21 protein-coding genes are annotated in these 22654 nt (G+C 64.5%); 10 read left to right on the top strand and 11 right to left on the bottom strand.

All coding sequences use genetic code 11. The features are described 5' to 3' along the window. Positions 1 to 50 precede the first annotated feature (50 nt). Positions 51 to 1493 carry an amino acid permease gene (locus CQ019_RS06730; protein WP_105554093.1) on the top strand — a complete coding sequence of 481 codons (1443 nt, stop codon included), beginning with the start codon at positions 51 to 53 and terminating at the stop codon, positions 1491 to 1493. Here the strand turns inward: CQ019_RS06730 and pgm are convergent. Beyond that, on the bottom strand, positions 1490 to 3088 hold the full coding sequence (gene pgm, locus CQ019_RS06725; RefSeq protein WP_105569649.1) for a phosphoglucomutase (alpha-D-glucose-1,6-bisphosphate-dependent): 1599 nt from the start codon (positions 3086 to 3088) through the stop codon (positions 1490 to 1492). The two genes, CQ019_RS06730 and pgm, sit on opposite strands and share 4 nt — an antisense overlap. A 55-nt stretch (positions 3089 to 3143) precedes the next feature. Here pgm and CQ019_RS06720 point away from each other — a divergent pair, with 55 nt between their 5' ends. From CQ019_RS06720 to CQ019_RS06710, 3 genes are all read left to right on the top strand, one after another. Beyond that, complete coding sequence (locus tag CQ019_RS06720) at positions 3144 to 3467, top strand: DUF4190 domain-containing protein (RefSeq protein ID WP_105554094.1); 324 nt, start codon at positions 3144 to 3146, stop codon at positions 3465 to 3467. Positions 3468 to 3540: 73 nt separating this feature from the next. Beyond that, on the top strand, positions 3541 to 4290 hold the full coding sequence (locus CQ019_RS06715) for a hypothetical protein (protein WP_096282963.1): 750 nt from the start codon (positions 3541 to 3543) through the stop codon (positions 4288 to 4290). Continuing rightward, entirely contained in the window at positions 4277 to 4498 is a 222-nt protein-coding gene (locus CQ019_RS06710; protein ID WP_096282964.1) for a helix-turn-helix transcriptional regulator, read from the top strand. Before CQ019_RS06715 ends, CQ019_RS06710 begins: the two co-directional genes overlap by 14 nt. Positions 4499 to 4549: 51 nt before the next feature. Here the strand turns inward: CQ019_RS06710 and CQ019_RS06705 are convergent, their stop codons facing one another. Beyond that, the gene (locus CQ019_RS06705; RefSeq protein WP_096282965.1) at positions 4550 to 6007 is read right to left on the bottom strand and encodes a peptide MFS transporter; all 1458 of its coding nucleotides are present in this window, start codon (positions 6005 to 6007) and stop codon (positions 4550 to 4552) included. A 94-nt stretch (positions 6008 to 6101) separates the two neighbouring features. Beyond that, positions 6102 to 7448 carry an amidase gene (locus CQ019_RS06700; protein ID WP_105569313.1) on the bottom strand — a complete coding sequence of 449 codons (1347 nt, stop codon included), beginning with the start codon at positions 7446 to 7448 and terminating at the stop codon, positions 6102 to 6104. A 67-nt stretch (positions 7449 to 7515) separates the two neighbouring features. On the opposite strand from CQ019_RS06700, the gene CQ019_RS06695 reads away from it, so the two are divergent. Both CQ019_RS06695 and pheA read left to right on the top strand, forming a co-directional pair. After that, complete coding sequence (locus tag CQ019_RS06695) at positions 7516 to 7842, top strand: rhodanese-like domain-containing protein (RefSeq protein WP_105569312.1); 327 nt, start codon at positions 7516 to 7518, stop codon at positions 7840 to 7842. Beyond that, a complete protein-coding gene (gene pheA, locus CQ019_RS06690) occupies positions 7839 to 8762 on the top strand; it encodes a prephenate dehydratase (RefSeq protein WP_105554095.1) in 924 nt (307 codons plus the stop codon). The genes CQ019_RS06695 and pheA overlap by 4 nt, the downstream gene beginning before the upstream one ends. On the opposite strand, the gene CQ019_RS06685 is transcribed toward pheA, so the two are convergent. Then, positions 8759 to 9790, bottom strand: coding sequence for a diacylglycerol kinase family protein (locus CQ019_RS06685; RefSeq protein WP_258133922.1), 1032 nt, complete (start codon positions 9788 to 9790; stop codon positions 8759 to 8761). The genes pheA and CQ019_RS06685 overlap by 4 nt on opposite strands. A 53-nt stretch (positions 9791 to 9843) precedes the next feature. Between CQ019_RS06685 and serS the strand changes: the two genes are divergently transcribed. Together serS and CQ019_RS06675 are read left to right on the top strand one after the other, a co-directional pair. Further along, positions 9844 to 11121 (top strand): serine--tRNA ligase, encoded by a 1278-nt coding sequence (serS, locus tag CQ019_RS06680; RefSeq protein ID WP_105554097.1) that lies wholly within the window; start codon positions 9844 to 9846, stop codon positions 11119 to 11121. Between the two features lie 111 nt (positions 11122 to 11232). Further along, positions 11233 to 12063 carry an HAD family hydrolase gene (locus CQ019_RS06675; RefSeq protein ID WP_105569310.1) on the top strand — a complete coding sequence of 277 codons (831 nt, stop codon included), beginning with the start codon at positions 11233 to 11235 and terminating at the stop codon, positions 12061 to 12063. A gap of 31 nt (positions 12064 to 12094) precedes the next feature. Here CQ019_RS06675 and CQ019_RS06670 read toward each other — a convergent pair whose 3' ends face one another. Both CQ019_RS06670 and CQ019_RS06665 read right to left on the bottom strand, forming a co-directional pair. After that, entirely contained in the window at positions 12095 to 13546 is a 1452-nt protein-coding gene (locus CQ019_RS06670) for an HNH endonuclease (protein ID WP_105569309.1), read from the bottom strand. 49 nt (positions 13547 to 13595) lie between these two features. Next, positions 13596 to 14198 carry a hypothetical protein gene (locus CQ019_RS06665; protein WP_096282973.1) on the bottom strand — a complete coding sequence of 201 codons (603 nt, stop codon included), beginning with the start codon at positions 14196 to 14198 and terminating at the stop codon, positions 13596 to 13598. Between the two features lie 247 nt (positions 14199 to 14445). Here CQ019_RS06665 and CQ019_RS06660 point away from each other — a divergent pair, with 247 nt between their 5' ends. After that, entirely contained in the window at positions 14446 to 15663 is a 1218-nt protein-coding gene (locus tag CQ019_RS06660) for an amidohydrolase (protein WP_105569308.1), read from the top strand. Here the strand turns inward: CQ019_RS06660 and CQ019_RS06655 are convergent. The 5 genes from CQ019_RS06655 to CQ019_RS06640 all read right to left on the bottom strand — a co-directional run bounded on the left by CQ019_RS06655 (position 15637) and on the right by CQ019_RS06640 (position 22329). Next, positions 15637 to 16281 carry a YitT family protein gene (locus CQ019_RS06655; RefSeq protein WP_105569307.1) on the bottom strand — a complete coding sequence of 215 codons (645 nt, stop codon included), beginning with the start codon at positions 16279 to 16281 and terminating at the stop codon, positions 15637 to 15639. The two genes, CQ019_RS06660 and CQ019_RS06655, sit on opposite strands and share 27 nt — an antisense overlap. Positions 16282 to 16307: 26 nt before the next feature. Then, the gene (locus CQ019_RS06650; RefSeq protein ID WP_181148306.1) at positions 16308 to 16898 is read right to left on the bottom strand and encodes a pyroglutamyl-peptidase I; all 591 of its coding nucleotides are present in this window, start codon (positions 16896 to 16898) and stop codon (positions 16308 to 16310) included. Positions 16899 to 16908: 10 nt separating this feature from the next. Continuing rightward, complete coding sequence (locus CQ019_RS18460; protein ID WP_181148305.1) at positions 16909 to 17064, bottom strand: hypothetical protein; 156 nt, start codon at positions 17062 to 17064, stop codon at positions 16909 to 16911. 61 nt (positions 17065 to 17125) lie between these two features. Beyond that, a complete protein-coding gene (locus CQ019_RS06645) occupies positions 17126 to 18322 on the bottom strand; it encodes a heparan-alpha-glucosaminide N-acetyltransferase domain-containing protein (RefSeq protein WP_105569305.1) in 1197 nt (398 codons plus the stop codon). 35 nt (positions 18323 to 18357) lie between these two features. Beyond that, positions 18358 to 22329, bottom strand: coding sequence for a Pls/PosA family non-ribosomal peptide synthetase (locus CQ019_RS06640; RefSeq protein ID WP_105569304.1), 3972 nt, complete (start codon positions 22327 to 22329; stop codon positions 18358 to 18360). 9 nt (positions 22330 to 22338) lie between these two features. Between CQ019_RS06640 and CQ019_RS06635 the strand changes: the two genes are divergently transcribed. Next, the gene (locus tag CQ019_RS06635; protein ID WP_105569303.1) at positions 22339 to 22602 is read left to right on the top strand and encodes a hypothetical protein; all 264 of its coding nucleotides are present in this window, start codon (positions 22339 to 22341) and stop codon (positions 22600 to 22602) included. The last annotated feature ends 52 nt before the right edge of the window (positions 22603 to 22654 follow it).

The raw sequence follows: 22654 nt of genomic DNA, 5'->3' as shown, positions 1-22654 counted from the left end.
CAAGTGGAATGATTGTTAAGGCCCAAAAACCTTACTTCAGGAGCATTTGCATGACCGAGCCCGCACCGTCCACCGATGGTTTGAAGCGTGGCCTCAAAGCGCGCCATATGCAGATGATCGCCATCGGCGGGTCGATTGGCACCGGACTCTTTGTCGCCTCCGGCGGCACGATCGCCCAGGCAGGCCCGGGCGGTTCGCTGCTCGCCTACGCGCTGATCGGCCTGATGGTCTTGCTCCTGATGCAGTCCTTGGGCGAAATGAGCGCACGTTTGCCGGTGGCAGGATCCTTCCAGACCTATGCTTCGGTCTTCGTCAACCGCCACTTCGGCTTCGCCATCGGCTGGAACTACTGGTTCAACTGGGCCATTACCGTAGCCGCGGAACTGGTTGCCGCGGGCATCGTGATGTCCTACTGGTTGCCGGACGTCCCCGGTTGGATCTGGGCCGGGATCTTCCTGCTCTTGCTCACCGCCCTGAACGCGCTGTCCACCAAGGCCTTCGGCGAAAGCGAATATTGGCTGGCGATGATCAAGGTCATCACGGTGATCGTGTTCCTCATCTGCGGCGTAGCCATGGTGCTGGGCATTATGGGCGGCAACTCCCCGGGCTTCAGCAACTGGTCAACCGGAGACGCGCCGTTCGTCGGCGGGTGGCTCTCGGTGGTCTCGGTGTTCATGATCGCCGGCTTCTCCTTCCAGGGCACCGAGCTGGTGGGTGTGGCCGCCGGCGAAGCGGAGAATCCGCAGCGCGATATCCCCAAGGCGATCAAGGCGATCTTCTGGCGCATCATGCTCTTCTACGTGGGCGCAATCTTCATCATCGGCACCCTGCTGCCATATACCGACCCAACCCTGCTCGCCAGCGGTGAGTCGGATATCGCCAATTCGCCATTCACCATGGTCTTCGAGCGCGCCGGCATCGCCTTCGCCGCGGCACTGATGAATGCGGTGATCCTCTCCGCGATCCTTTCGGCGGGCAACTCCGGACTGTATGCCTCTGCGCGCATGCTTTATTCGATGGCCCGCGACGGCAAGGCGCCGAAGATCTTCGGTCGCCTCAACCGCCGCGGAGTGCCCGTGCCGGCCATGCTTTTAACCGCTTCGGTGGGCCTCTTCGGCTTCCTCACCGCCCTCATCGGGCAAGGCTCGGCCTACACCTGGCTGCTGAACGTCTCGGGCCTGTCCGGATTTATCGCCTGGGTGGGCATCGCGGTCAGCCACTACAAGTTCCGCAAGGCATACATCGCCAGCGGGCAGGACCTGGCCAAGCTTCCCTACCGGGCGCCGCTTTTCCCGCTGGGCCCGATCCTCGCCTTCGTGATCTTGATCGTGGTGATCGCCGGGCAGAACTACGAGGCGGTGATCCAGGGCCGGGTGCTGGAGGTGCTCTCCAGCTATATCGGGCTGCCGCTCTTCCTGCTGCTCTGGGCGGGCCACTGGTGGAAGACGCGCAAGCAGCCGGAGGTCAAAATCGACCCCTGGAACCTGCGCTAGGCGGCCAGTGCGGCATTAACTATGAGCTGGGCCTCGCGCAATACCTGCGCGAGGTGCTCGGCCGAGCGGGTGGATTCGGCGTAGATCTTGTAGATGTCCTCGGTCCCCGAGGGGCGTGCGGCAAACCACGCGTGTTCGCTGGAGACCTTCAGCCCGCCAATGGCGAATCCCGAGGCCTCGGTGAGCTTCGCGGTGATCGGATCCGCGGCGAGCTCGGTCGCGGTGACCGCCTGCGGGTCCAGCTTGCCCAGCACGACCTTCTGCGCCCGGGTTGCCGGGGCATCGAAGCGGTCATAGAAACTCTGCCCGTGCGTGGCGACCAGCTCCGCATGCCGCTGGCTCGGGCTCTTGCCGGTCACCGCGCGGATTTCACTGGCAAGCAGCGCGAGCATCAGCCCGTCCTTGTCGGTGCTGAACGCCCGTCCGTTGAAGTCCAGGAAGCTCGCTCCGGCCGATTCTTCACCGCAGAAGGCCACCTTGCCGGAGGCCAGCGGTTCGACGAAGTATTTGAAGCCCACCGGCACCTCGCGTAGTTCGCGCCCATGCGCCGCGACCACCTTGTCGATCAGCACCGAAGAGACCAGCGTCTTGCCGATCTGCGCGTCGGCGGGCCACTGCGGGCGGTGCGTGAGCAGATAGTCGATGGCCACGGCCAGAAAATGGTTCGGGTTCATCAAGCCGCCATCCGGGGTGACGATTCCGTGCCGGTCGGCGTCCGCATCGTTGCCCGTGGCGATATCGTATTTATCCCGGTTCGCGACCAGCGAGGCCATCGCATGCGGCGAGGAGCAGTCCATGCGGATCTTGCCATCCTTATCCAGCGTCATGAAGCCAAAGCGCGGATCCACCTCTTCGTTCACCACGCTCAGGTTCAGCCCGTAGCGCCGTGAGATCTCACCCCAGTAGTGCACCGAGGCGCCGCCGAGCGGATCCGCGCCGATCGAGATCCCCGAGGCGGCGATCGCCTCGAAGTCGATCACCTGGGCCAAATCCGCAATGTACAGCTCACGGAAGTCGAAGTCCTCCGGGTTCGCGACCCCGCGCAGGATCTCCCCGCTGCCCATCAGTTCATTGGCCCGAGCCGCGATCGGTCCGGTGATTTCGGATTCCGCCGGCCCGCCGTGCGGCGGGTTGTACTTGATGCCGCCCTCGGCCGGTGGATTATGCGAAGGGGTGATGATCAGTCCGTCGGCAAGCTCGCCGACCGCGGCATTGTGGACCAGGATCGCGTGGCTGACCGCCGGGGTGGGGGTCAGGCCGGCATCGGCGAGAACCCGCACGCCATTGCCCGCCAAGACCTCCAGAGCGGTGTAATAGGCGGGTTCGGAGAGCGCGTGGCTGTCCTTGCCCACATACATCGGCCCGGTGATTCCCACGGACTTGCGGTAGTCCACGACCGCCTGGGTGATGGCCGCGATGTGGAGCTCGTTGAACGTTCCGTTCAGCGAGCTTCCCCGGTGCCCGGAGGTGCCGAAGATGACCGCCTGGTCCGGGTTCTCCGGCGAGGGGAGGATCGAGGCGTACGCGTCGAGTACCGCGTCCAGGTCGATGAGATCTGCCTCGCGCGCAGGCGCTCCGGCTCGTTCGTGTGCCATGTGGTCCCTCTTGTCTTCGTGCATTTTGGCCGGGTTCATAGAATAATCGAAATCGATGACTTACTATCCGAATAATCCGTATCAGCAACCGCGAGAGCCCGCAGGGCTTTCGACGGCTTCGCTCGTGCTGGGCATCCTCTCGATGCTCGGCTTCTGCATAATCATCCTAGTTCCCTTGGCCGGGGTAATCACCGGCCATCTGGCCCAGCGCCGTGAACCGTCAAGCCGCGGGCTGAGTTTGGCCGGCTTGATTACCTCGTGGGTCGGCCTGGTGATCGCGGTATTGCTTTATGCGTTCATCATCTGGTTGGTTGTTTTCTCCGTCGGGGTGATCGAGAACTACGAAGTCGACTATTCGGGCCTGAGCGAGTTCGCCTAGGCCGCTGGTATTCATCAACCTTCCGAGTTAGCATAACGATATTCGTTGTTAACGACTATCGATAGGATCGGCCATGTCGGGCTTAGCCTTCGGACTCGCAGCAGTCCTCGCCATTGGGGCTCTCGCCCTGCTGCTCATCGCGGTTTTCGGCTCGAAGCGTGGGCCCTCGATTGTTGCTTTCACCCGCATCGTAGCGATCATCGGACTTGTCGGAGTCGGGGTAACCACGATCGCGTCAGCTGCCGTCTTGATCTTCGGCGGCCCGGTTGAAGTCTTGGTTCCGGTGGTGCCATATTGGCCGGAATACCCAAACGTCACGGACGTGACTCCGGAACACGGCGAAGCTGTCGCCGCGGAAATCAACGAAGTGCTGGTGACCGCGAGCAACCTGAGCCTGGGTGTCCGCCTGCTGCTCGCCTCCGGGGCCATCTTCGAGGGGCTGGCCGGCTGCGCGGTGATTCTCGCGGTGATCCTGTTATGCAACCGGCTTCGCGCCGGGGTGGCGTTTACCCCGCGGTTGCGCCGCGCCGGCTGGCTAGTAGCGGCGATCCTTGCCCTGGGCAATACCCTCGGGCAATTCTTGAATGGCTTTGGCAGTAGCCTTGCCGGTGAAGAAACCCTGCGGATCGACGGATTCACCAGCGCGGCTCAAGAATTTACCGCCGCCACCCCCTGGCCCGAACCGACCTTCGCGATCTACTTCGAATTCGGTGCGCTGTTCTTGGCTCTGGGCATTCTGGTGGTCGCCGAGCTCGTCACCGTTGGCCTGACGCTGACTACGCAGAACCAGCGTCTCCAAGCAGATACAGATGGGCTGGTGTAGGCCCATGGGCAGCGTGCATTGCAGGCTTGGTGACTTGCTCGCGGAGCGTGGGATGACCCTCGCACGGCTCAGTGAGCTCGTCGATGTCTCGGTGGTGAATCTATCGATTCTCAAGAATGACCGAGCGAAGGCGATCCGCTACTCCACTCTCGTCGCGATCTGCCAAGCGCTCGACTGCGAGATCGGCGAACTGCTGGTCTTGGCTTAAAACGAAGGCAGGCCCCCGCATGGATGCGGAGGCCTGCCAAAAATTCGGAGCTTAGAGCACCGAGCCCATGAGCTTCTTCAGCGCCGGGGTGGCCGCGATCATTGCCACGCCCAGCACGATGGCGGTGCCGCCCATCGCGAGGAAGTACGGGATTTCGTTGCCCGCAACATAGTAGCCTGCCAGCACGCCCGAAAGCGTGGTGCCCAGGGATACCGAGAGGAAGAACAGCGCGATCATCTGCGTCCCGAACGCCGCCGGAGCCAGCTTGGTGGCAACCGCCTGCCCGATCGGGGAGAGCAGCAGCTCGGCAATGGTGCACAGCAACAGGATGCCGACCATCGCAAGCAGCGGAGTCATCTCCAGGGATTCGAGCGGGATGAAGCACAAGAACGCGGCACCCACGACGACCAGAGCCAAGCCGAATTTCACCGAAGTGCGCGGCTGGCGCTTCCCCAGCTTGGTCCACATGGCGGCGAACACGCTGGCAAGCAGGATGATGAATACCGGGTTGATCGACTGCACCCAGCTCGCCGGCATCTCCCAGCCGCCCAGGGTGCGATCCAAGCGGCTATCGGAGTAGGCCGCGATGAAGGTGAACTGCTGCTGGAACAGCGCCCAGAAGGCCGCCGAGCCGATGTAGAACGGGATGAACGCCCAGACGTGCTTGCGTTCGACGGCGCTGACCTTCTTGCTGCGCAGGATCAATACGAAGTACACCACGCTGGCGGCGATCACCACGTAGGCGATGGTGCTTGCAAGGTTTGCCGGGGTGACGATCTTCAGCGCGAAGACGAGCACGATCACCGCCAGGATCCCCGCGAAGATGCCCGCGTAGCGCTTGCGCTCGTTGGCCGGCAGCGGGTTGGCCACCTGCCCCGCGGTGTCCGGGAGGTTCTTGCGCCCCTTGGTGTAGATAATCAGTCCGAGGGCCATGCCGACGGCCGCGGCGCCAAAACCGTAATGGAAGCCGAGCTTCTGGTGCAGCAGGCCGGTCAGCAGCGGGCCGAGCAGACCGCCGATGTTCACGCCCATGTAGAACAGCGAGAAGCCCGCGTCGATGCGCGAGTCTTCCTTGGAGTACAGCGAACCGACCAAGGCCACCGCGTTGGCCTTCAATCCGCCGGAGCCGACGGCCACCAGGATCAGGCCCAAGGTCAGTCCAAGGTAGCCCGGCAGCAGCGCCAGGGCGACGTGGCCGGCCATAATGCCGATCGCCGAGAAGAACAGCACCCGTTCGGAGCCGAAGAGGCGGTCCGAGAGCCAGGCGCCAAGAATTGTGGACAGGTAGACGGCGCCGCCGTAGGCGCCGACGAGCGACAGCGCCAAGCTTTGATCCATGCCCAGGCCACCATCGGTGACCGAGTAGTACATGTAGTAGGCCAGCAGAGCCTGCATGCCGTAGAAGGAGAAGCGCTCCCACATTTCGACACTAAAGAGGTTTGCGAGCGCACGCGGATGGCCAAAGAAAGTTTTATTGGTACCCGGGGTGCTCGAAGTAACAGTAGACATGCGTAACATTTTTCGCTTTTCCTTGGGCAAGTGCCCACTTTTGCGATCTATTTCACATGTTACCCATACTGCTGGTAACGGTAAATTTCCCGGCTCACTTGCCCAATTGTTTGGCCAACGCCAAAAGCAGTCCCTCATCGGCGCGCGGCGAGATCAGCTGGACGCTCATCGGCATTCCGGAGCTCGAATTCGTGATCGGAACCGTGATTGCGGCGACCGAGGAGACGTTCACCATCGAGGTATAGGGGGTGTACTGGCACTGCAGCATATAGTCGGTATCCGCATCCTTGCGGGTGAAATAGCCAATCTCCGGCGGAGTCGAAGCCATCGCCGGGGTGAGGATCACGTCATGGGCGGACCATTGTCGCACAAAATCCGCAGCGATCTGCTTCAGCCGGGATGCCGCCTGCAGGCTCACCTCGAGGCTGCGCGCGGTGGAGCGCCGGCGGAAGTCTCTGGCCAACTCGCCGAGCAGGCTCTCATCGTCGACCGGAATATTGCGCAATCCATTGGTCCACACCCGGGCGAAGGTTTCCGGGTAGTCGCCCGCGTAGTGAAGATCCGCCGGTTCCACCCGGTGCCTGGCCTCCAGCAGCCGCTTGGCGCGTTCGAAGGCCTCGCGCGCGGGCGCCTGCAGGGTGATCGGGTAGGCGCTTTCGAAGGGGGAGAGGGTGCTGTAGCCGATGCGCAACCCCTTGAGCCTTTCGGGGTAGCTGCCGCGCAGCAGCGGCAGAAAGTGGTCGCTGCCGCGCATCGCATCGAGCAGCATCGCCGCATCCAAGGCATCGTGGGCCAACGGGCCGGAAACCGTCATCTTCGGTGCGCCGAACGCGTCCAGGTAGCCGTCGGCCACGTCGCTGGGCACCCGGCCCAGCGAGGGCTTGAGCCCCACCAGGCCGCAGGCTGCGGCGGGGATCCGCACCGACCCGCCGCCATCGGAACCCGGGCCTACGGGAATCATCCCGGCGGCGATCGCCGCGGCCTGGCCGCCGGAGGAACCCCCTGAGGTCAGCCGCGGATCCAGGGGATTGCGCGAGGGCGGAGCGACGAGATTTTCCGAGTAGCTGCTCAGTCCGAATTCCGGAACCTGCGTCTTGCCGGTGATCACCACGCCCTCGGAACGCAACCGCGCGACCAGCGGGTGATCCGCCGTCGCGAGCTGGTGCTCCATGGCGGCGGATCCGTAGGTGGTGGGCATGCCGGCCACCTCGTTCAGGTCCTTGAATGCCGAAGGCAGCCCGTGCAACCGGCCGATCTGCCCGCGCACCTGCTTCTCATCGGCCGCCGCCGCCGCATCCATCGCGTCGGGAGACACGTACACAAATGCGCCAAGCGAGTCGAGCTCATCGATGCGACGCAGATAGTGTTCGGTCACCTCGCGGCTGGAACGCTCTCCACTGGCCAGCTCATCACGCAATTTCAGGGCGGATCTCGTCTTCATATCTGCTTTCGAGGCGGGGAATGACTAGTCTTATAAGCAAACACCCAACCAGAGAGGAATGCCAACCATGAGCGACTTTGAGACTGTTCAGGTCACCGACGTACCGAAGGAAGCGTTGATTCTCGACGTGCGCGAGGACTTCGAGTGGGAGGCCGGCCGCGCCGTTGGAGCCAAGCACATCGTGCTCGGCGAGCTGCCGACCCGCGTGGAAGAGCTGGACCCGGATGTTGACACCTACGTCATCTGCCGCACCGGTGGACGCTCGGCGCAGGCGGCGGCCTGGCTGACCGGCCTGGGCTACACGGCGTTCAACATCGCCGGTGGCTCGGACGCGTGGCTCGAAGCCAAGCTCCCGATGGAAGCGGATAACGGTCAGGAACCCACCGTTCGATGAAATACGCCTATTTAGGCCCTGCCGGAACTTTCACCGAGGCGGCACTTTTGCAGGTTCCCGGGGCGCTCGATTCCGAGCGCATTCCGGCCAGCAGCGTTAATAGCGCATTGGCGATGGTCCGCGAGGGCAGTGCCGACGCCGCGATGGTGCCGATCGAGAACTCGGTGGAGGGCGGCGTGTCGGCCACCCTGGACGCCATCGCCGCCGGAGAATCCCTGCAGATCGTCGCCGAGGTGCTGGTGCCGATCAGCTTCGTGCTGGCGGTCCGGGCGAATATCGGCGCGCTGGAGCAGATCCGCGAAATTTCCACGCACGGGCACGCTTGGGCGCAATGCCGGTTGTGGGCCGAAGCGAATATCCCGGCCGCGGTTTTCACCCCGGCTGCTTCCACGGCCGCCGGCGCGCTGGGACTGCTGGACCCGGAGCAGCACCACGACGCGGCGATCTGCTCACCGCTGGTTGCCGAGGCGCGCGGCCTGAAGGTGCTGGTGCGTGGCGTGGAAGACAACGCCGGGGCGGTCACCCGTTTTATCCTGGTCACCTCGCCGGGGGCGATCCCGGCGCCGACGGGTGTGGATAAGTCGACGCTGATTCTGCCGCTTTCCGAGGACCGGCCAGGCGCGTTGATGGGAATTCTGGAGCAATTCACCGCGCGCGGGGTCAACCTCTCGCGCATCGAATCCCGCCCCACCGGCGCGGGCCTGGGGCGCTACTTCTTCTCCGTCGACGTCGAGGGGCACATCGCCGAAGAGCGCGTCTCCGCGGCCCTTGCCGGGTTGCACCGGCTCTGCCCGGAGCTGCGCTTCTTGGGGTCCTACCCGGCGGCGCAGGGCACCCGCCCGTTCATCGACACGCACAATTCAGACGGTGCGTTCAGCGATGCCCGGGACTGGGTGCTCAAGCTGAAGGCCCGCCTCTAGGGCGTGCGAATGCGCAGCGAGGACGGGTTGACCGAGACCTGCAGCTCGTTGACCTGGCCGGTTGGATCCCCGTCGATCTGCGTGTTCATCGGTTCCACGCAGCGCAATGAGATGTCGGTGCTCTGGTAGAAGCTCATCACCGGGATCTTGTTGCGCGAGCGGAATGCGGTCTTCAACAGGATCCAGCCCCACCCGGCGGCCGAACGCGGCGAGAGCACCACCGCGTCGAGCACCCCGTCGTCGATCTTCGCATCCGGGACAAAGTCCACGCCCTGCAGCTTGCCGCAGTTGGCGAAGAGTACCGAGCGGACCTTACGAGTCTGCCAGGCGTCGTCGTTGGAGAGCTTGATCTCGACCTTTTTGCGCCGCCCGGGCAGCTGGCGCAGCCCCGCCTCCGAGTAGGCAAGCCAGCCGACCTTGGATTTCAGCTCCTCGTCGGTGTCGTCGAACAGGTCCGCGTCGGTACCCACCCCGGCGATCACCAAGAACGCGTGGTCCGCGCTGTTGCCATCCAGCAGTTTCAGCTTCATATGGCCCACGTCGATGCGTCGCACCATGCCGCGCACGGCGACCAGCGCCGCGGTGTGCAGGTCGTCGAGCGGCACCTCGACGTTTCGGGCCAGCAGGTTGCCGGTGCCCAGCGGCAGCAACCCGAGAGTCGTTTCGGTGCCTTCGAGTACTTCTGCGACGGCGCGAATCGTGCCGTCGCCACCGGCGGCAATAATTGTGTCGCATCCGGCATCGAGCGCATTTTGGGCGGCTTCTTGACCCGCGTTCTCCGGTGTCGTTTCGAAAACCAGCGGCTCTTCGAGGCCGGCCTCGGCACACACGTGGGCCACCGCATCACGCGCTTCGTCGGCACCTGACTTGGATGGATTGATGACCAGCCCAACCTTCTTCGACTCGGATTGCTCCTTCGCCGAAGGGTGCTGGCTCATCGGTTTCCCGTCCTGAGAAAGCTTACGCACGGAATACCCGGTTACGGCCGCGAGCACAGCTGCGGCACCGGCTACGGATAATAAGATCACGCGGTTTCTCTGCATAGTGCTCTCATCGTACTCAAGATTGCTACGCTTAAGATGTGATCGACCTGAAAATGCTCACCGATAATCCGGATAAGTACCGCGCCTCGCAACGCGCGCGCGGTGCCGACGAAGCGCTGATTGACCAGCTGATTGAGGCTGACTCGGCGCGTCGCGAAACCATAGCCACCTACGAACGCCTGCGCGCAGAGCAGAATGCGTTCTCCAAGAAGGTTGGCGCCGCCAAGGGCGAGGAACGTGCAGCACTGCTTGCGGAGGTCAAGGAGCTTGCGGTGGCCGTCAAGGCTGCCCAGGCTTCCTCCGACGAAGCGGCCGCTACCTGCACCTCCTTGCAGCGCTCCATCCCAAACCTGATCATCGACGGTATCCCAGCCGGCGGTGAAGACGACTTCGCCCTGGTGAAGACCGTCGGCACCCCGCGCGACTTCGCCGCCGAAGGCTTCGAACCGCTGGACCATCTGCAGATCGCCGAGAAGCTCGGCGCGATCGACATGGAACGCGGTGCGAAGGTCTCCGGATCACGCTTCTACTTCCTGAAGGGCATCGGCGCGCGCCTGGAAATCGCGATGATGAACATGGCGCTGGAGCTCGCGGTCGAACGCGAATTCATTCCAATGATCACCCCGACCCTAGTCCGCCCGGAAACCATGCAGGGTACCGGCTTCGACGTCGAACACGACGATGAGATCTACAAGCTGGAACGTGACGACCTGTATCTGGTCGGCACTTCAGAGGTCGCGCTGGCCGGTTACCATGCCAACGAGATCATGGACCTGTCCGAGGGTCCGATCCGCTACGCCGGCTGGTCCTCCTGCTACCGCCGCGAGGCCGGTTCCGCGGGCAAGGACACCCGTGGCATCATCCGCGTGCACCAGTTCAATAAGCTCGAAATGTTCATTTACACCACGGTTGACCAGGCCGAGGCCGAACACGAGCGTCTGCTGGCGATGGAGGAAGAAATGCTCAAGCGCATGGAGCTTCCATACCGTGTCATCGACACCGCCGCCGGGGATCTGGGGATGAGTGCGGCGCGTAAGTTTGACTGCGAGGCTTGGGTGCCATCGCAGGAGACCTTCCGCGAGCTGACCTCGACCTCGAACTGCACGACCTTCCAGTCCCGCCGGTTGAATATCCGCGAACGCGAGATCGTCGACGGCAAGCCTGGCAAGACCCGCGCGGTAGCCACCCTGAACGGCACACTCGCCACGACCCGTTGGATCGTTGCGATTATGGAAAACCACCAGAACGCGGATGGCACGGTCAACGTGCCTAAGGCGCTGCAACCCTACCTGGGTGGGCTTGAAGTCCTGAAGTAAGCTAATCGACCGGCCCCGCAAAGGCCGGTCGATTGTCTTTTAATCCGCAGTTCACCTGCCATTGTGCCGTGGATCATCGCAATATCCACGCAGCGGTGGTTCACTTGAATCATGACTATTTTGACTAAGACCGGCAACGACGACCGGCTGCAGAACGAAAAGTTGATGATTTGCCTGGATGTCGACGGGACGATCGTCAATCACCAAGGTTTGATGAGCGCCCGGGTGCGCGACGTTGCCCGCGCGGTGGTGTCCGCCGGGCATGAGGTCGTGATCTCCACCGGGCGTTCGCTCGGTGCGGCACTGCCTATTATGAGCGAGCTAGGCATCGACCACGGCTTTGTCGTGGCCAGCAACGGTGGCGTGCTCGCCCGCGTGCAGGGCGAGAAGGTAGAAGTACTGCACCGCGAGGTCTTTGACCCGTCGCTCGCACTGGCGGCGTTGATGCGTCAGCTGCCGAACGCGAAATATGCGGTGGAGAATGAACGCGGTGAATTCTTGTCCAGCGATGTTTTTACCGATGCGAGTTTTGGTGCCGAATCCAAGGTCGTTGACTTTGACGAATTGCTACGCAGCAGGGCTGTCCGCGTGGTGGTCTTCTCCACCGATGCGACGGCCGAAGACTTCGGCCAGGCCGTACACGGTCTGGGCCTTTCCGGCGTCACCTACTCGGTGGGTTGGACCGCATGGTTGGATATCGCCGCCGAGGGTGTCACCAAGGCCAGTGGGCTTGAGCGGTTGCGCACCGAGCTGAAGTTCGCATCGGCTCAATCAATCGCTGTGGGCGATGGTCGTAACGACATTGAGATGCTCCAGTGGGCCGGCCTCGGGGTCGCGATGGGCCAAGCCCCCGACGAGGTCAAAATCGTCGCAGACGAGGTAACCGCTTCGGTGGACGAAGATGGTTTGGCGATCGTTCTAGAACGGCTGTTGCAGCGCTAGCTGGGAGTAAGCACTGCCTACGGAGCGTGGGCTATGGTCCGGGACCGCTGGATTCCTGATTTATCAGCCGGAGCTTGACGCCTCGCACCCATTTTGAATCACGCAGTAGTTGCGGAAATGGTTTGTGCAGGTATCCGGTCGCCGGCGGGGCCGTCGATAGATACATCATCGAGGAGCCCGGGTTCACTCGCATGGTGTGCGGTCCCTTGAGCGCTACGACTTCAAGCCAACCGGGTTTTTCTTTGGCCTTATTGCAGGTCGGGCAGCGCCCTGCCGCATTGTCGCTATCCGTAGGGCCGCCTAGGTGATGCTGAAGTACGTGGTCGGTCTCTTCGACCAGCCCATCGCAGAATGGGGTGCGGCAGTGCCGGTCTCGAATCCTCACGAAGCGGCGAAGCTTTTCGGGGAAGGCGCGGGCCTTGGAGTCCATTGCGATCAATTCCCCGTCCCCTGGGGCGGTGTAGAGTCGCGTCACGTCGGCCAGGGTCTCTAGGCGATCCAGATGCTCCTGAGCTTTGGCGGATTCCATTTCGGCGAAACTCTGCTCATTGCCAATGGAATTTCCGGCGATTAGTTCCCGCGCGTATTGCGGCGGAACGTATCCGTAGCCTTCCATATAGGCCGGTTCGCGTTCGCCGAGGAGGAGGGTCTTATCGGTCATGATCAGCCCGACGTGCAGTTGCAACGGCAACTTCTCCGGCCGGCCGGCCAGCAAGTAGGTGCAGAGCAGGTCGGCTTTGATCTGCTCCCTGGTACGCAGATCGCCTTGTTTCTTCAGACGGAATGACTCTTGGCGCAGATGCATTTGCAGTGCTGTGCCGGCGACGACGGGCAAGGTGCCGCTGATGCGTACGCAGTTCTTTCCTTTGGAGAAGCGGACATGGCGTTTGGTGTCCGCTTGCTTCATTTTCCGGCACTGATCATCTGAGGCATGGGCCAAGGTGAAGCGTTGCACCGTGTCGGTGAGCTGTTTGGGGCCTTGGGACTCGAACATGTCCGGGTTGTCACGGAAGGTGGCGTCGAATTCGGTCCGGCGTTCGGCTTTGACCTCTTGCAGGGGCGTAAGAACCGCCAGGACTTGGGCTTCGGTGAGTTCGCCGCGAGAGAAGCACTCTGCGAGGTAGGGGGTATCTTCGGCCAAGATCCGGCAGTTGACCAGATAACTGCGGTATCCGTTGGGTGACTGCTTCCGGGCCAAGGCGATCGTACTGGCCGCTCCCCGGGTGAGATCGGCGGAGCAGGTTCCCTGGAACTCATGCTGGCGCACAACTTCCTTTTCGACTTGGTGCGAGAGGGCCGCCTGGTGATAGCGGTAGCTGGAGATGAGCTCTTCGAGTTCCTCAATGGCTTGGGCGCATTCCGCTTCGCTGCCGTGTTCTTCGATCCACGCCAGTTTGCTCTGCAGCCGACCCATCAGCGATTCGAGATCCTGATGCAGCGCCGGTGTTGGTGGGCGATGTCGTCGCACCATTGCTTCGGACATACTATAATTCTACCGCATTAGTTCGAAAATGTCTTCGAATATAGTGGTTTTAATGCTGATCGGCGAGCTCCAGCAGCCTTGCGATGCCACCACGGGCGTCGATCTCATCGTGGTAGCCGGAGCGCACGATCGCGGCGGAGACCGCCTGCGGGGTGATGTCCAGGACCTCGGCGATGGCCTTCTGCTGGCCGCGCACACCGGGGGTCAGCAGGTCGACCACCGCCCATTCGGCCTCGGTGCGGGTGCGCACCGAATGGCCGAGCAGGCGCAGCAGGCCTTCGAGCTCGAGGTCCAGGTCCGGATCGCCGCAGGAGACGCTGATCGGCACGCGTTCCCCGCGGTGCGTGGCGGCCTCCAGCGCACCCAGGGCGCGGCGCTGGGCGATGCCCTCAATGAGGTCGGCTTGGTCCGGGACCGGCTCATAGAGCGTGCCTATCCCTAGGCCGATGTGGCAGAAATTCAACCGGGCGCAACGCATGATCGCGTCGATAGCCGACTGTGCGTCATGCGGCACTCCAAGCAAGAGCTGGCCGCTGAGCGCCATGAACGGTGCATGGGCGTGCACGTGCTCTAGTTGGTCCCAGAGGAGTTCGGCGGCCGCCTGCACGTCGGTGACGGAGCGCGGCTTCGGGCTGAGCGCAAGGACAAACATGATTCAAGTATTGCCTGAGCCGGTGGTTTTGTCGTGCAACCGGCGAAAATGACGATCGCGAGGCGCTGGCCGCCGGCCACGTGGACCTTGTAGTGCTTGACCTCGACGGGACGAGCCGAATCGGAGTACATGGTTCAAGCATTGCTTGAGTTGGTGGTTTTGCAGTGCAACCGGGGAGCGCGACATATGCTTTCCGCAGGGTCGCCGCGGGGCATATATTGGGTCTTGTCTGCTGAAAGGGAGCCCCATGGACGCCGCACGCAAGGTATTGGCCGAACTCGACCCGGAACTGGAATGGATCCATGAGACCTATCGTGACCTGCATCGGCATCCGGAATTGAGCCTGGAGGAAACCCGCACCTCGGCGCTGGTGGTCCGCAAGCTGGAAGAGTTCGGCTACCGGGTGCATCGGGTGGGCGGCACCGGGGTGGTCGGCGTGCTGGACAACGGCCCCGGGCGCACCGTGCTGGCCCGCGCGGATATGGATGCACTGCCGGTGCGCGAGGCCACCGGGCTGGACTACGCCTCGGAAAATGACGGGGTGATGCACGCCTGCGGGCACGATGTGCACGTCGCGGCCCTGCTGGGCGCCGCAAAGCTGCTGGCCGACCACCGCGAACAGTGGGCCGGCACGTACCTTGCGCTCTTCCAGCCGGCCGAGGAGACCGCGCAGGGCTCCGCGGCGATGCTCGCCGACGGGTTGGCGGACAAGATCCCCGCCCCCGATGTGGCCTTCGCCCAGCATGTGATGGCGCAGCCGGCCGGGAGCCTGCAGACCGTCGCCGGCCCGGTGCTTTCGGCCGGGGACTCGATCCGCATCACCGTGCACGGCCAGGGGGCACACGGTTCGATGCCGCAGCTGTCGGTGGACCCGGTGGTGCTGGCCGCGGCGATCGTGCTGCGCCTGCAGTCGGTGGTCTCCCGCGAGGTGCAGCCCGGCGAATTCGCGGTGCTGACCATCGGTTCGGTGCAGGTGGGCACGAAGTCCAATATCATCGCGGATAGGGCGACGCTGCTGCTGAACCTGCGCAGCTACGACAATGCGATGCGCGAAACGCTGATCGCCGCGGTGGAGCGGATCGTCCGCGGGGAGTGCGCGGCGGCCGGCTCCCCGGTGGAACCCGAGTTCGAGTACTACGACCAGTTCCCGCTGACCACCAACGACGAAGCGGTCACCGAGCGGGTGAGCGCGGCCTTCGAAGCGTACTTCGGGACGGTGGGCAACGCCAGCCGGCAGAGCGCCTCGGAGGACTTCAGCCGGATCCCCGACGCGTTCGGCGTGCCCTACAGCTACTGGCTGCTCGGCGGAATGGACCCGCAGGCCTACGCGGAAGGCAAGGCGGCGGCGAACCATTCGCCGCATTTCGCCCCGCTGATCGAGCCGACCCTGGCCCGCGGCGTGGAAGCCATGGTCATCGCGGCGCTGGGCGAACTGGCCTCAGATCCGCGCGCCGGTGGCGCCTAGCTTGATGATGGTGAAGCGGAAGAAGAACTGCGTGGCGGGACCGATGAGCAGCGCATAGGCCACCGTGCCCAGGCCCACCGGGCCGCCGAGCAGCCAGCCGATGCCCAGCACCAGCAGCTCGATGCTGGTGCGCACCAGCCGGATGCTCAACCCGGTGCGCAGGTGCAGCCCGGTCATCAACCCGTCGCGCGGCCCGGCGCCGAAGTGGCTGCCGATGTACATCGCACCGCCCAGCCCGTTGATCGCGATCGCGCCGAGCAGCGTGAGGATCTGCCAGCCCAGCCCGGAGACCTGCGGAAGGATGAGCAGAAAGAGGTCCAGGGCCAGGCCGATGACAAAGACATTGGCCACGGTGCCGAGCCCCGGCCACTGCTTCATCGGGATCCAGGTCAGCAGCATCAGAACGCCCACGAGGATCACCACGGTGCCCAGCGACAGCGGCACGTGGTGGGTGATGCCCAGGTGGAAGACGTTCCACGGGTCCACGCCCAGATCGGCGCGCACCATCAGCGCCATCGCCAACGCGAAGAGCAGCAGCCCGCCGAACAGGTTCGCCAGGCGCAGCGCGACCCGGCCGGCGGCAAACTGCTGGCGCGGGGATAGGTTCGTCAAGCTCATAGGCTCAACGGTAGCCAGTGCCGGGCCTAGCCGCGAAAGCGGAGGCCCAACAAGTACTCGGTGAGCGACTCGACCAGCTCCGCCAGGCCCAGAGCGCTGCGCTGCCCGGCGGCGTCATCGGTCTCCGCGCCAACCAGCGCCCGCGCGTTGCCGGGGCGCCATGCGGGGACGTGGATAAATTGCGCCGGGATCCCCAAACCGTAGGCGTGGTAGGCGATATGGTTGCACAAGAACCTGCCGGCATCCTCGCTGACCCGAAGCTGACTAGGTGTTTCCAGCGTTGCTTCGCGGCGGTGTGCACCGTTGGGGGCAATGCGCTCGCCGGCCGGTTGGTGGCCGTCGTTATCGGCGATGCGCGCATTGTTCTCGTTGACCGCCCAGCGCTCCAGATTGATCTCGGTGCGTCCGCCGGCCTCACCGAGCAGCACCAGCGCGTCGGGCTGGTGTGTGCGAAGTAACTCGCCCAGGGTCGGGAATGCGCGGGAGAAGGACACCGGCAGGAGTCCGGTCACGATCTGGTGTTCGCCGGCCGTGGCCGGCAGCCGGCGCACGATCTCGGCGCTGGCGTTGTGGGTGTCGGTTCCGAAGGGCTCAAAGCCGGTGACCAGGATGCGCATGGGTTGCGGTTCAGCTCTGCCCGGCATCCGCGTAGGAACACCAGCGTTCGCGGACCTCGTCGCTCAGTTCCTGCCAGGCCGGGGCATCGGGCATCATCAGCCCGTTCAGTGTCTTGAGCCGGCTTTCATACAGGGCCTGGCCGGCGAGCTCGCGTTCGGTATCCACGGCTCCGAGTATCGCCTACCCGCACGGTGCGGTGCAATCCTTGACACGTTGCGCGTCTTCGCTACGGAGCCACGCGCCGGCGTCGGCGCGCCCGGGAGCGAGCGTTTCGGGCCAGTGAACCGACCAGGTGCTCCAAGGGGCCCTGGGCGAGCCCCGAAACGTTCTTCCAAAGTACCGCGAACAGCAGTGCGCCGCCGATCTGCAGGGAGCAGGAGCTCGCCGGATGCTGCGCGCCCAAGCCGGTGGCCAGCAACAGCAGGTGCAGCGTGTAGAGCGTGAGCGTCATCGAGCCGAGGATGCCCAACGGGCGCAGCAACCAGGCGACTCGTTGGCCGAGCATCAGGGCGACGGCGAAAACCAGCAGCGCGACGCCAAGGGTGTTGAGCGTTTCGAAGAGCATATTCGAGTGCGGGGCGAGCGCCACCTGCCACCAGGCGGAATCTAGCGGAACCCCTGAGGGCAGCCCGAAGCTCAGTGATTCATCGACCTCGGCGGCGCTCAGCCAACCTTCGGTCGACTTGATCAGCGCAGACCTGCCGCCCAAGGGGCCGAGCAGCAGCGCCGAGCTGGCCCAGGTTGCTAGCCAGAGGCCCAGCCCGGTCAGCAGCAGGCGCAGTTGCAGATCCTTGGAGCGTAAGTTCAGCGTGCCTAGTGCCATGCCGGCGCAGATATAGCTCATCCACGGCACCGCCGGGTAGGTTCCGGTGAACAGCAGTGCGCTGAGCGTCGCCCCGGGTTCGGTGAAGAGTGTGGTCAGCGACGGATCGATGCCATCCAGGTGGGGCAGCGAAGCGCCCAGCTGCCAAGTGAAAATGGTGCCTAGGGTAGCAAAGCCCAGGCACGCGAAGCCGAGGGTTGCCGCGCTGCGTGAGACCCACGGGATGGCCAGGGCAAACATCACCCCGTAATAGCCGAGGATGATGAACGCAGGCATATCGATGAGCGCCAGCAGCAGGCCCAAACAGAGCATGAATGCCGCGCGGGTAGCTAGCGCGGCCCGCGCCCCGGCCAGTTCGAGCGCCGAATGGCCCGCAGTTCTTGCGCCCAGGCTCAGGCCGACCCCGGCTAGCAGCGCGAACAGGGCCGCGGAGGTGCCCGCGGCGATCCGCCAGATCAGCGTGGGTTCGAAGGCTTCGCTGCTGGCTGGCAGCACGTGGATGGCGATCATGCCCAACAGGGCTAGGCCGCGGGCCGCGTCGATCCCCGCGAGCCGCGACTGCGGCGCCGGGTTCGGGGCGCGCTCGATCTGCTGGTGCATGTGATAACTCTCCAAATTCGATGTCGGGAAGCGGTTCAGGACCAGCTGCGGATCGGGTTGCCGCGCCAACGCCCGTTTGCGGGAACCTGTTCCGAGCGCATCACCAGCGAGCAGGGGCCGATTGCCGCCGCATCGCCAATTCGGCTACCGGGCAGGATCACCCCGTTCGGTGCCAATGTTGCCTGCGCGCCGAGGTGCACCTCCTCCAGGCGCATAATGCGGTCATGGAAGAGATGGGTCTGCAGCACGGTGCCGCGGTTGATGCTTGCTCCGTCGCCGATGCTGATCAGGTCCTGCTCCGGCAGCCACCAGGTTTCGCACCAGACTCGGCGGCCAATGCGCGCGCCGAGCAGGCGAAACCATAAATTGAGCATCGGGGTGCCCAGGCTCATGCGCACCACTCCCGCCACGGCCAGCGACTCGCTGAATACGTCTGCCAGCTCGTTGCGCCAGATGAACGAGGTCCACAGCGGATGTTCCTCGGCCCGGAAACGGCCGACCAGCGCCCACTTGGCGATGAGTGCGGTCAATGCGGCGATGCTCGCCGAGCCCAGCAGCACCGGACCGGACAGCAGCAAGGTGAGTGCCAGCCCGGACCGGTCGAAGATCTCCGAGAGTATCCAGACGGTGCCCAGCGCCAGCCAGCTGGTGATGAGCATCGGCAAGATGCGGCAAAGCTCGACCAGGGCGCGGGCGGCCATCAGCCCTCGCGATGGATTGTAGGTCAGCGCGGATTCGGCGTTGTCTATCGGGCGGGGCAGTTCCATGGCCGGGCGGCCAAACCAGTTTGACGCGACCGGCATGTCCTGCGGAGCCGACGAGAGCACGGCGATCAGCGAATCGGCCGGCACCACGGTGTCCGGCCCGACGATGGCCGAGTTGCCCACAAAGGACTTCGCCCCGACCGTTGCCTGCCCCAGCTGCAGCCACTGGCCGCGAACTCGCCGATGGGAGGCCAACGAGTGATCGGCCATGAAGCAGCGGTCGCCCAGCGTGGTCAGGTGCGGGATGGTTTCCAGGGTGGAGATTTCGGTGTGCGCCCCGACCTTGGCGCCGAGCATCCGCAGCCACAGCGGGGTGATGATGCTTGCGTAGATCGGGTACAGGGACATCAGCGACTTGGCCAGCAGCAGGTTGCTCAGCCAGCAGGCCCAGGCGGTGAGGCCGTGGGCGCTGTGGAAGCCGGGAGTCAGCAAGCGGGCCAGCAGCCGGACGCTGAGCGCGGTGAGGCCGGCGAAGCTGAGCACCATCAGCACGATGAACACCGGTGCCCAAGCGGCCAGCTGCCAGAGCACTTCGCCCAGCGCGGAGCCGCCATCGATCAGCGAGAACAGGAGCAGCCCGCCGGGCAGCACCGAGAGCATCGGGAGCAGGGCCAGATAGCCCAGGCCCAGCGCGTAGAGCCCGCCGAGGCCGACGCGGAAGCCGTGGCGCGGTGCGCGGGGCTCGGCCTGCGGCCAGCTATCGCCCGCGACGCCTGCATATTCCAGCGGGGAGCCCGAGACGAGCTCATTGGGCCCAACCGTTCCGTCCACGCTGCTGCCGGCCTCGATCTCCGCCCCGTTGCCGATCCGCGCGCCGGGGTTAATAGTTGAACGGGTGCCGATGCGCACCCGCTGGCCGATGTCGATCTGCCCGATGCGCAGAGTGTCCCCGTCGAGCCAATGCCCGGCGAGGTCAACCTCGTATTCGATGGCCGTGTCCGAGCCGATGCGGGCCAGCCCGGTGACGGGAGGCATGGCGTCGAGGTGCACATTCTTGCCGATCTTATTGCCCAGGGCGCGGGCGTACCACGGTGCCAGCGGCGTGCCCATCAGCGCTTCGACTTTTGCGAAGGTCACGATGCGCTCCACCGCCCAAAGGCGCAGATGCACGCCGCCGCCGCGCCGGTATGCACCGGCGTGCACCCCGGCGAGCAGCAGGCGGGCCGAAACCACGACCAGCAGCACCCGGAAGGGCAAGGTGTAGAGCACCACCCAGGCCGCCAGGAGCGGGATCAGCGGCGGGTTGGGAACCCAGCTGGCATCCATGAAGTTGAACAGGATCCAGCACACCAATGCCATGCCGGTGACGTAGCGCAAACCGATGATCGAGTACAGGGCACCGATGACTGGTGCCTGCACCAACCCGATCCACCATCCGGTTGGCCGCTGTTCGCGGACCGTTGCCTCGGTGGTTCCCTGGGCATCCAGATGTGCCGCCAGCGCGCCGAGGGTGGGCCGGTTATAGATATCGGCGATGGACGCCTGCCGGTGGCGGGTGCGCAGCACGCCAACCAGTTGGGCCGCCGCCACGCTGGCGCCGCCTGCGGCGAAGAAGTCGCTGTCCGCATCCAAAGCCACCGGGCCGAGCAGCTCGGTCCAGATCTCGGCAACCCAGCCTTCGGTGCCGGTGAGCCGATGCCCAATCGGTTCTTCCGTGGCGCCATGGAGCGGCCAGGGCAACCCCTTGCGGTCCACCTTGCCGGAGGTTTTCAGCGGCAGCTCGGCGACCTGCCCCAGCGCGGGGACCAGCTGGGCGGGCAGGAATTCGGCGAGCCGGGATCGGCAGGCCGCCAGGTCGAGGGCGGCGCCGGCGTCGGGAACCAGATAGCCGGCCAGCACCTTATTTCCGCTCGGGGTGGACTGCACCGCCGCGGCCGCTTGGGCCACGCCGGGCAGCGCCGCCAACGCCTCGTCGATCTCGCCGAGTTCCACGCGGCGCCCGCCGAGCTTGACCTGCTCGTCGGCGCGGCCCACAAAAAGCAGCCCGTCGCGCTCGGCGCGGACCATATCCCCGCTACGGTAGGCCCGCTCCCAGCCCAGGGTCGGCATCGGGGCAAACTTCTGCGCGTCCTTCTGCGGGTCGAGGTAGCGTCCCAGGCCCACGCCGCCGATGATCAGCTCACCCTCCGAGCCCCAGGGCACCGGAAAGCCTTCGGCGTCAACCACGGCCAGGTCCCAGCCGCGCAGCGGCAAGCCGATGCTGACCGGACCACCGCCAGCCACGGGCGCTCCGCAGGCGATCACCGTGGCTTCGGTCGGCCCGTAGGTGTTCCAAACCTCGCGGGTCGGACCGGCCAGGCGCTCGACCAGCTCCGGCGGGAGCGCTTCGCCGCCGAAAATCAGCAGGCGGATATTCTCCAGGGTTTCCGCCGGCCACAGGGCTGCGAGCGTGGGAACGGTGGAGACCACGGTGACCTTGCGCTCGCCGAGCCAGTCGCCGAGGTCGGCGCCGGAGCGCACGATGTCCCGCGGCGCCGGAACCAGGCAGGCCCCGTGGCGCCAGGCGAGCCACATTTCCTCGCAGGAGGCGTCAAAGGCGACAGAAAGTCCGGCCAGCACCCGGTCCCCGCGGGTCAGCGGGGCATCCTGGAGGAACATCTCGGCCTCCGCATCGGCCCAGGCGGCCGCCGATCGGTGGGTGATGGCCACGCCCTTGGGCTTTCCGGTGGAACCGGAGGTGAAGATGATCCACGCGTCATCGACCGGGGTGGGAAACGGGCTATTGCCTTGCGTGCGCACTCCCGCGCGGTGGGTGATGGCCAGGTTCTCGCCGATGACCACGCAGACTCCGGCTTCCTCCCACACCGTGGTGGCGCGATCCTCGGGCTCGTCGGCGTCTACCGGGACGTAGGCCGCCCCGGCGAAGAGGGTGCCCAAAATGGCGACGTAGAGATTCTTGGAACCCGAAGGCACCCGCACCCCGACGCGGTCCCCGGCGCCGATGTCCATGGCCCACAGTCGTTTGGCTAATTCTTCGGTTTCAACACGCAACTGGGCGTAGCTCAGCGCACAGGTTCCGTCGTCGAGGGCCAGCGCCGAAGGGTAGACCTCCATGGTCGTGGTGATGATATCGACCAGGGTCCGCGCGGGAGCCGGTGCGGTGCTCGCAAAGAGTGCTGTTTCGCTGTCCGCCGGATTCTCGACTATCGAGGAGTCAAATTTGTGTGCTGCCGGAATAACGTCCGACGAGGCGCCGGAGCGCGCGGAATAGTCCCAATCGATCAATTTTCCCCCAAGGATCATTGTTATGTTGTGAACCGGAATGGCTCCGGGCGATTGCTCCCCAGCAATCGCGCTTCGCCGGTGGTTAAACTCTGCGAAGCCAACTCGCGCCGCGTGGAACTCTTCCTGCCCATCCCCATGGTCAGGAGCCTCCACTGGCGTGAGCCACTAAATAAAATCATTGCAATTATTTGCCGCGTGCGTCAACTCGGCGCGCTCGCGGCGGGCTTCGGAGCGGCTGAGCATTCAAATAATTTCGATCAGCAGGCATTCACCCTAGGCCATCCGTACTAGTGAGATGAATATTTCCTTTTGGTGGCCAGCAGAGCTGAGAAGTTCCTCCAAA

Origin of the sequence: Arthrobacter sp. MYb229, from assembly GCF_002975405.1 — a bacterium.
Classification (GTDB): domain Bacteria; phylum Actinomycetota; class Actinomycetes; order Actinomycetales; family Micrococcaceae; genus Glutamicibacter.
This window is presented reverse-complemented; position numbering and strand designations above follow the sequence as displayed.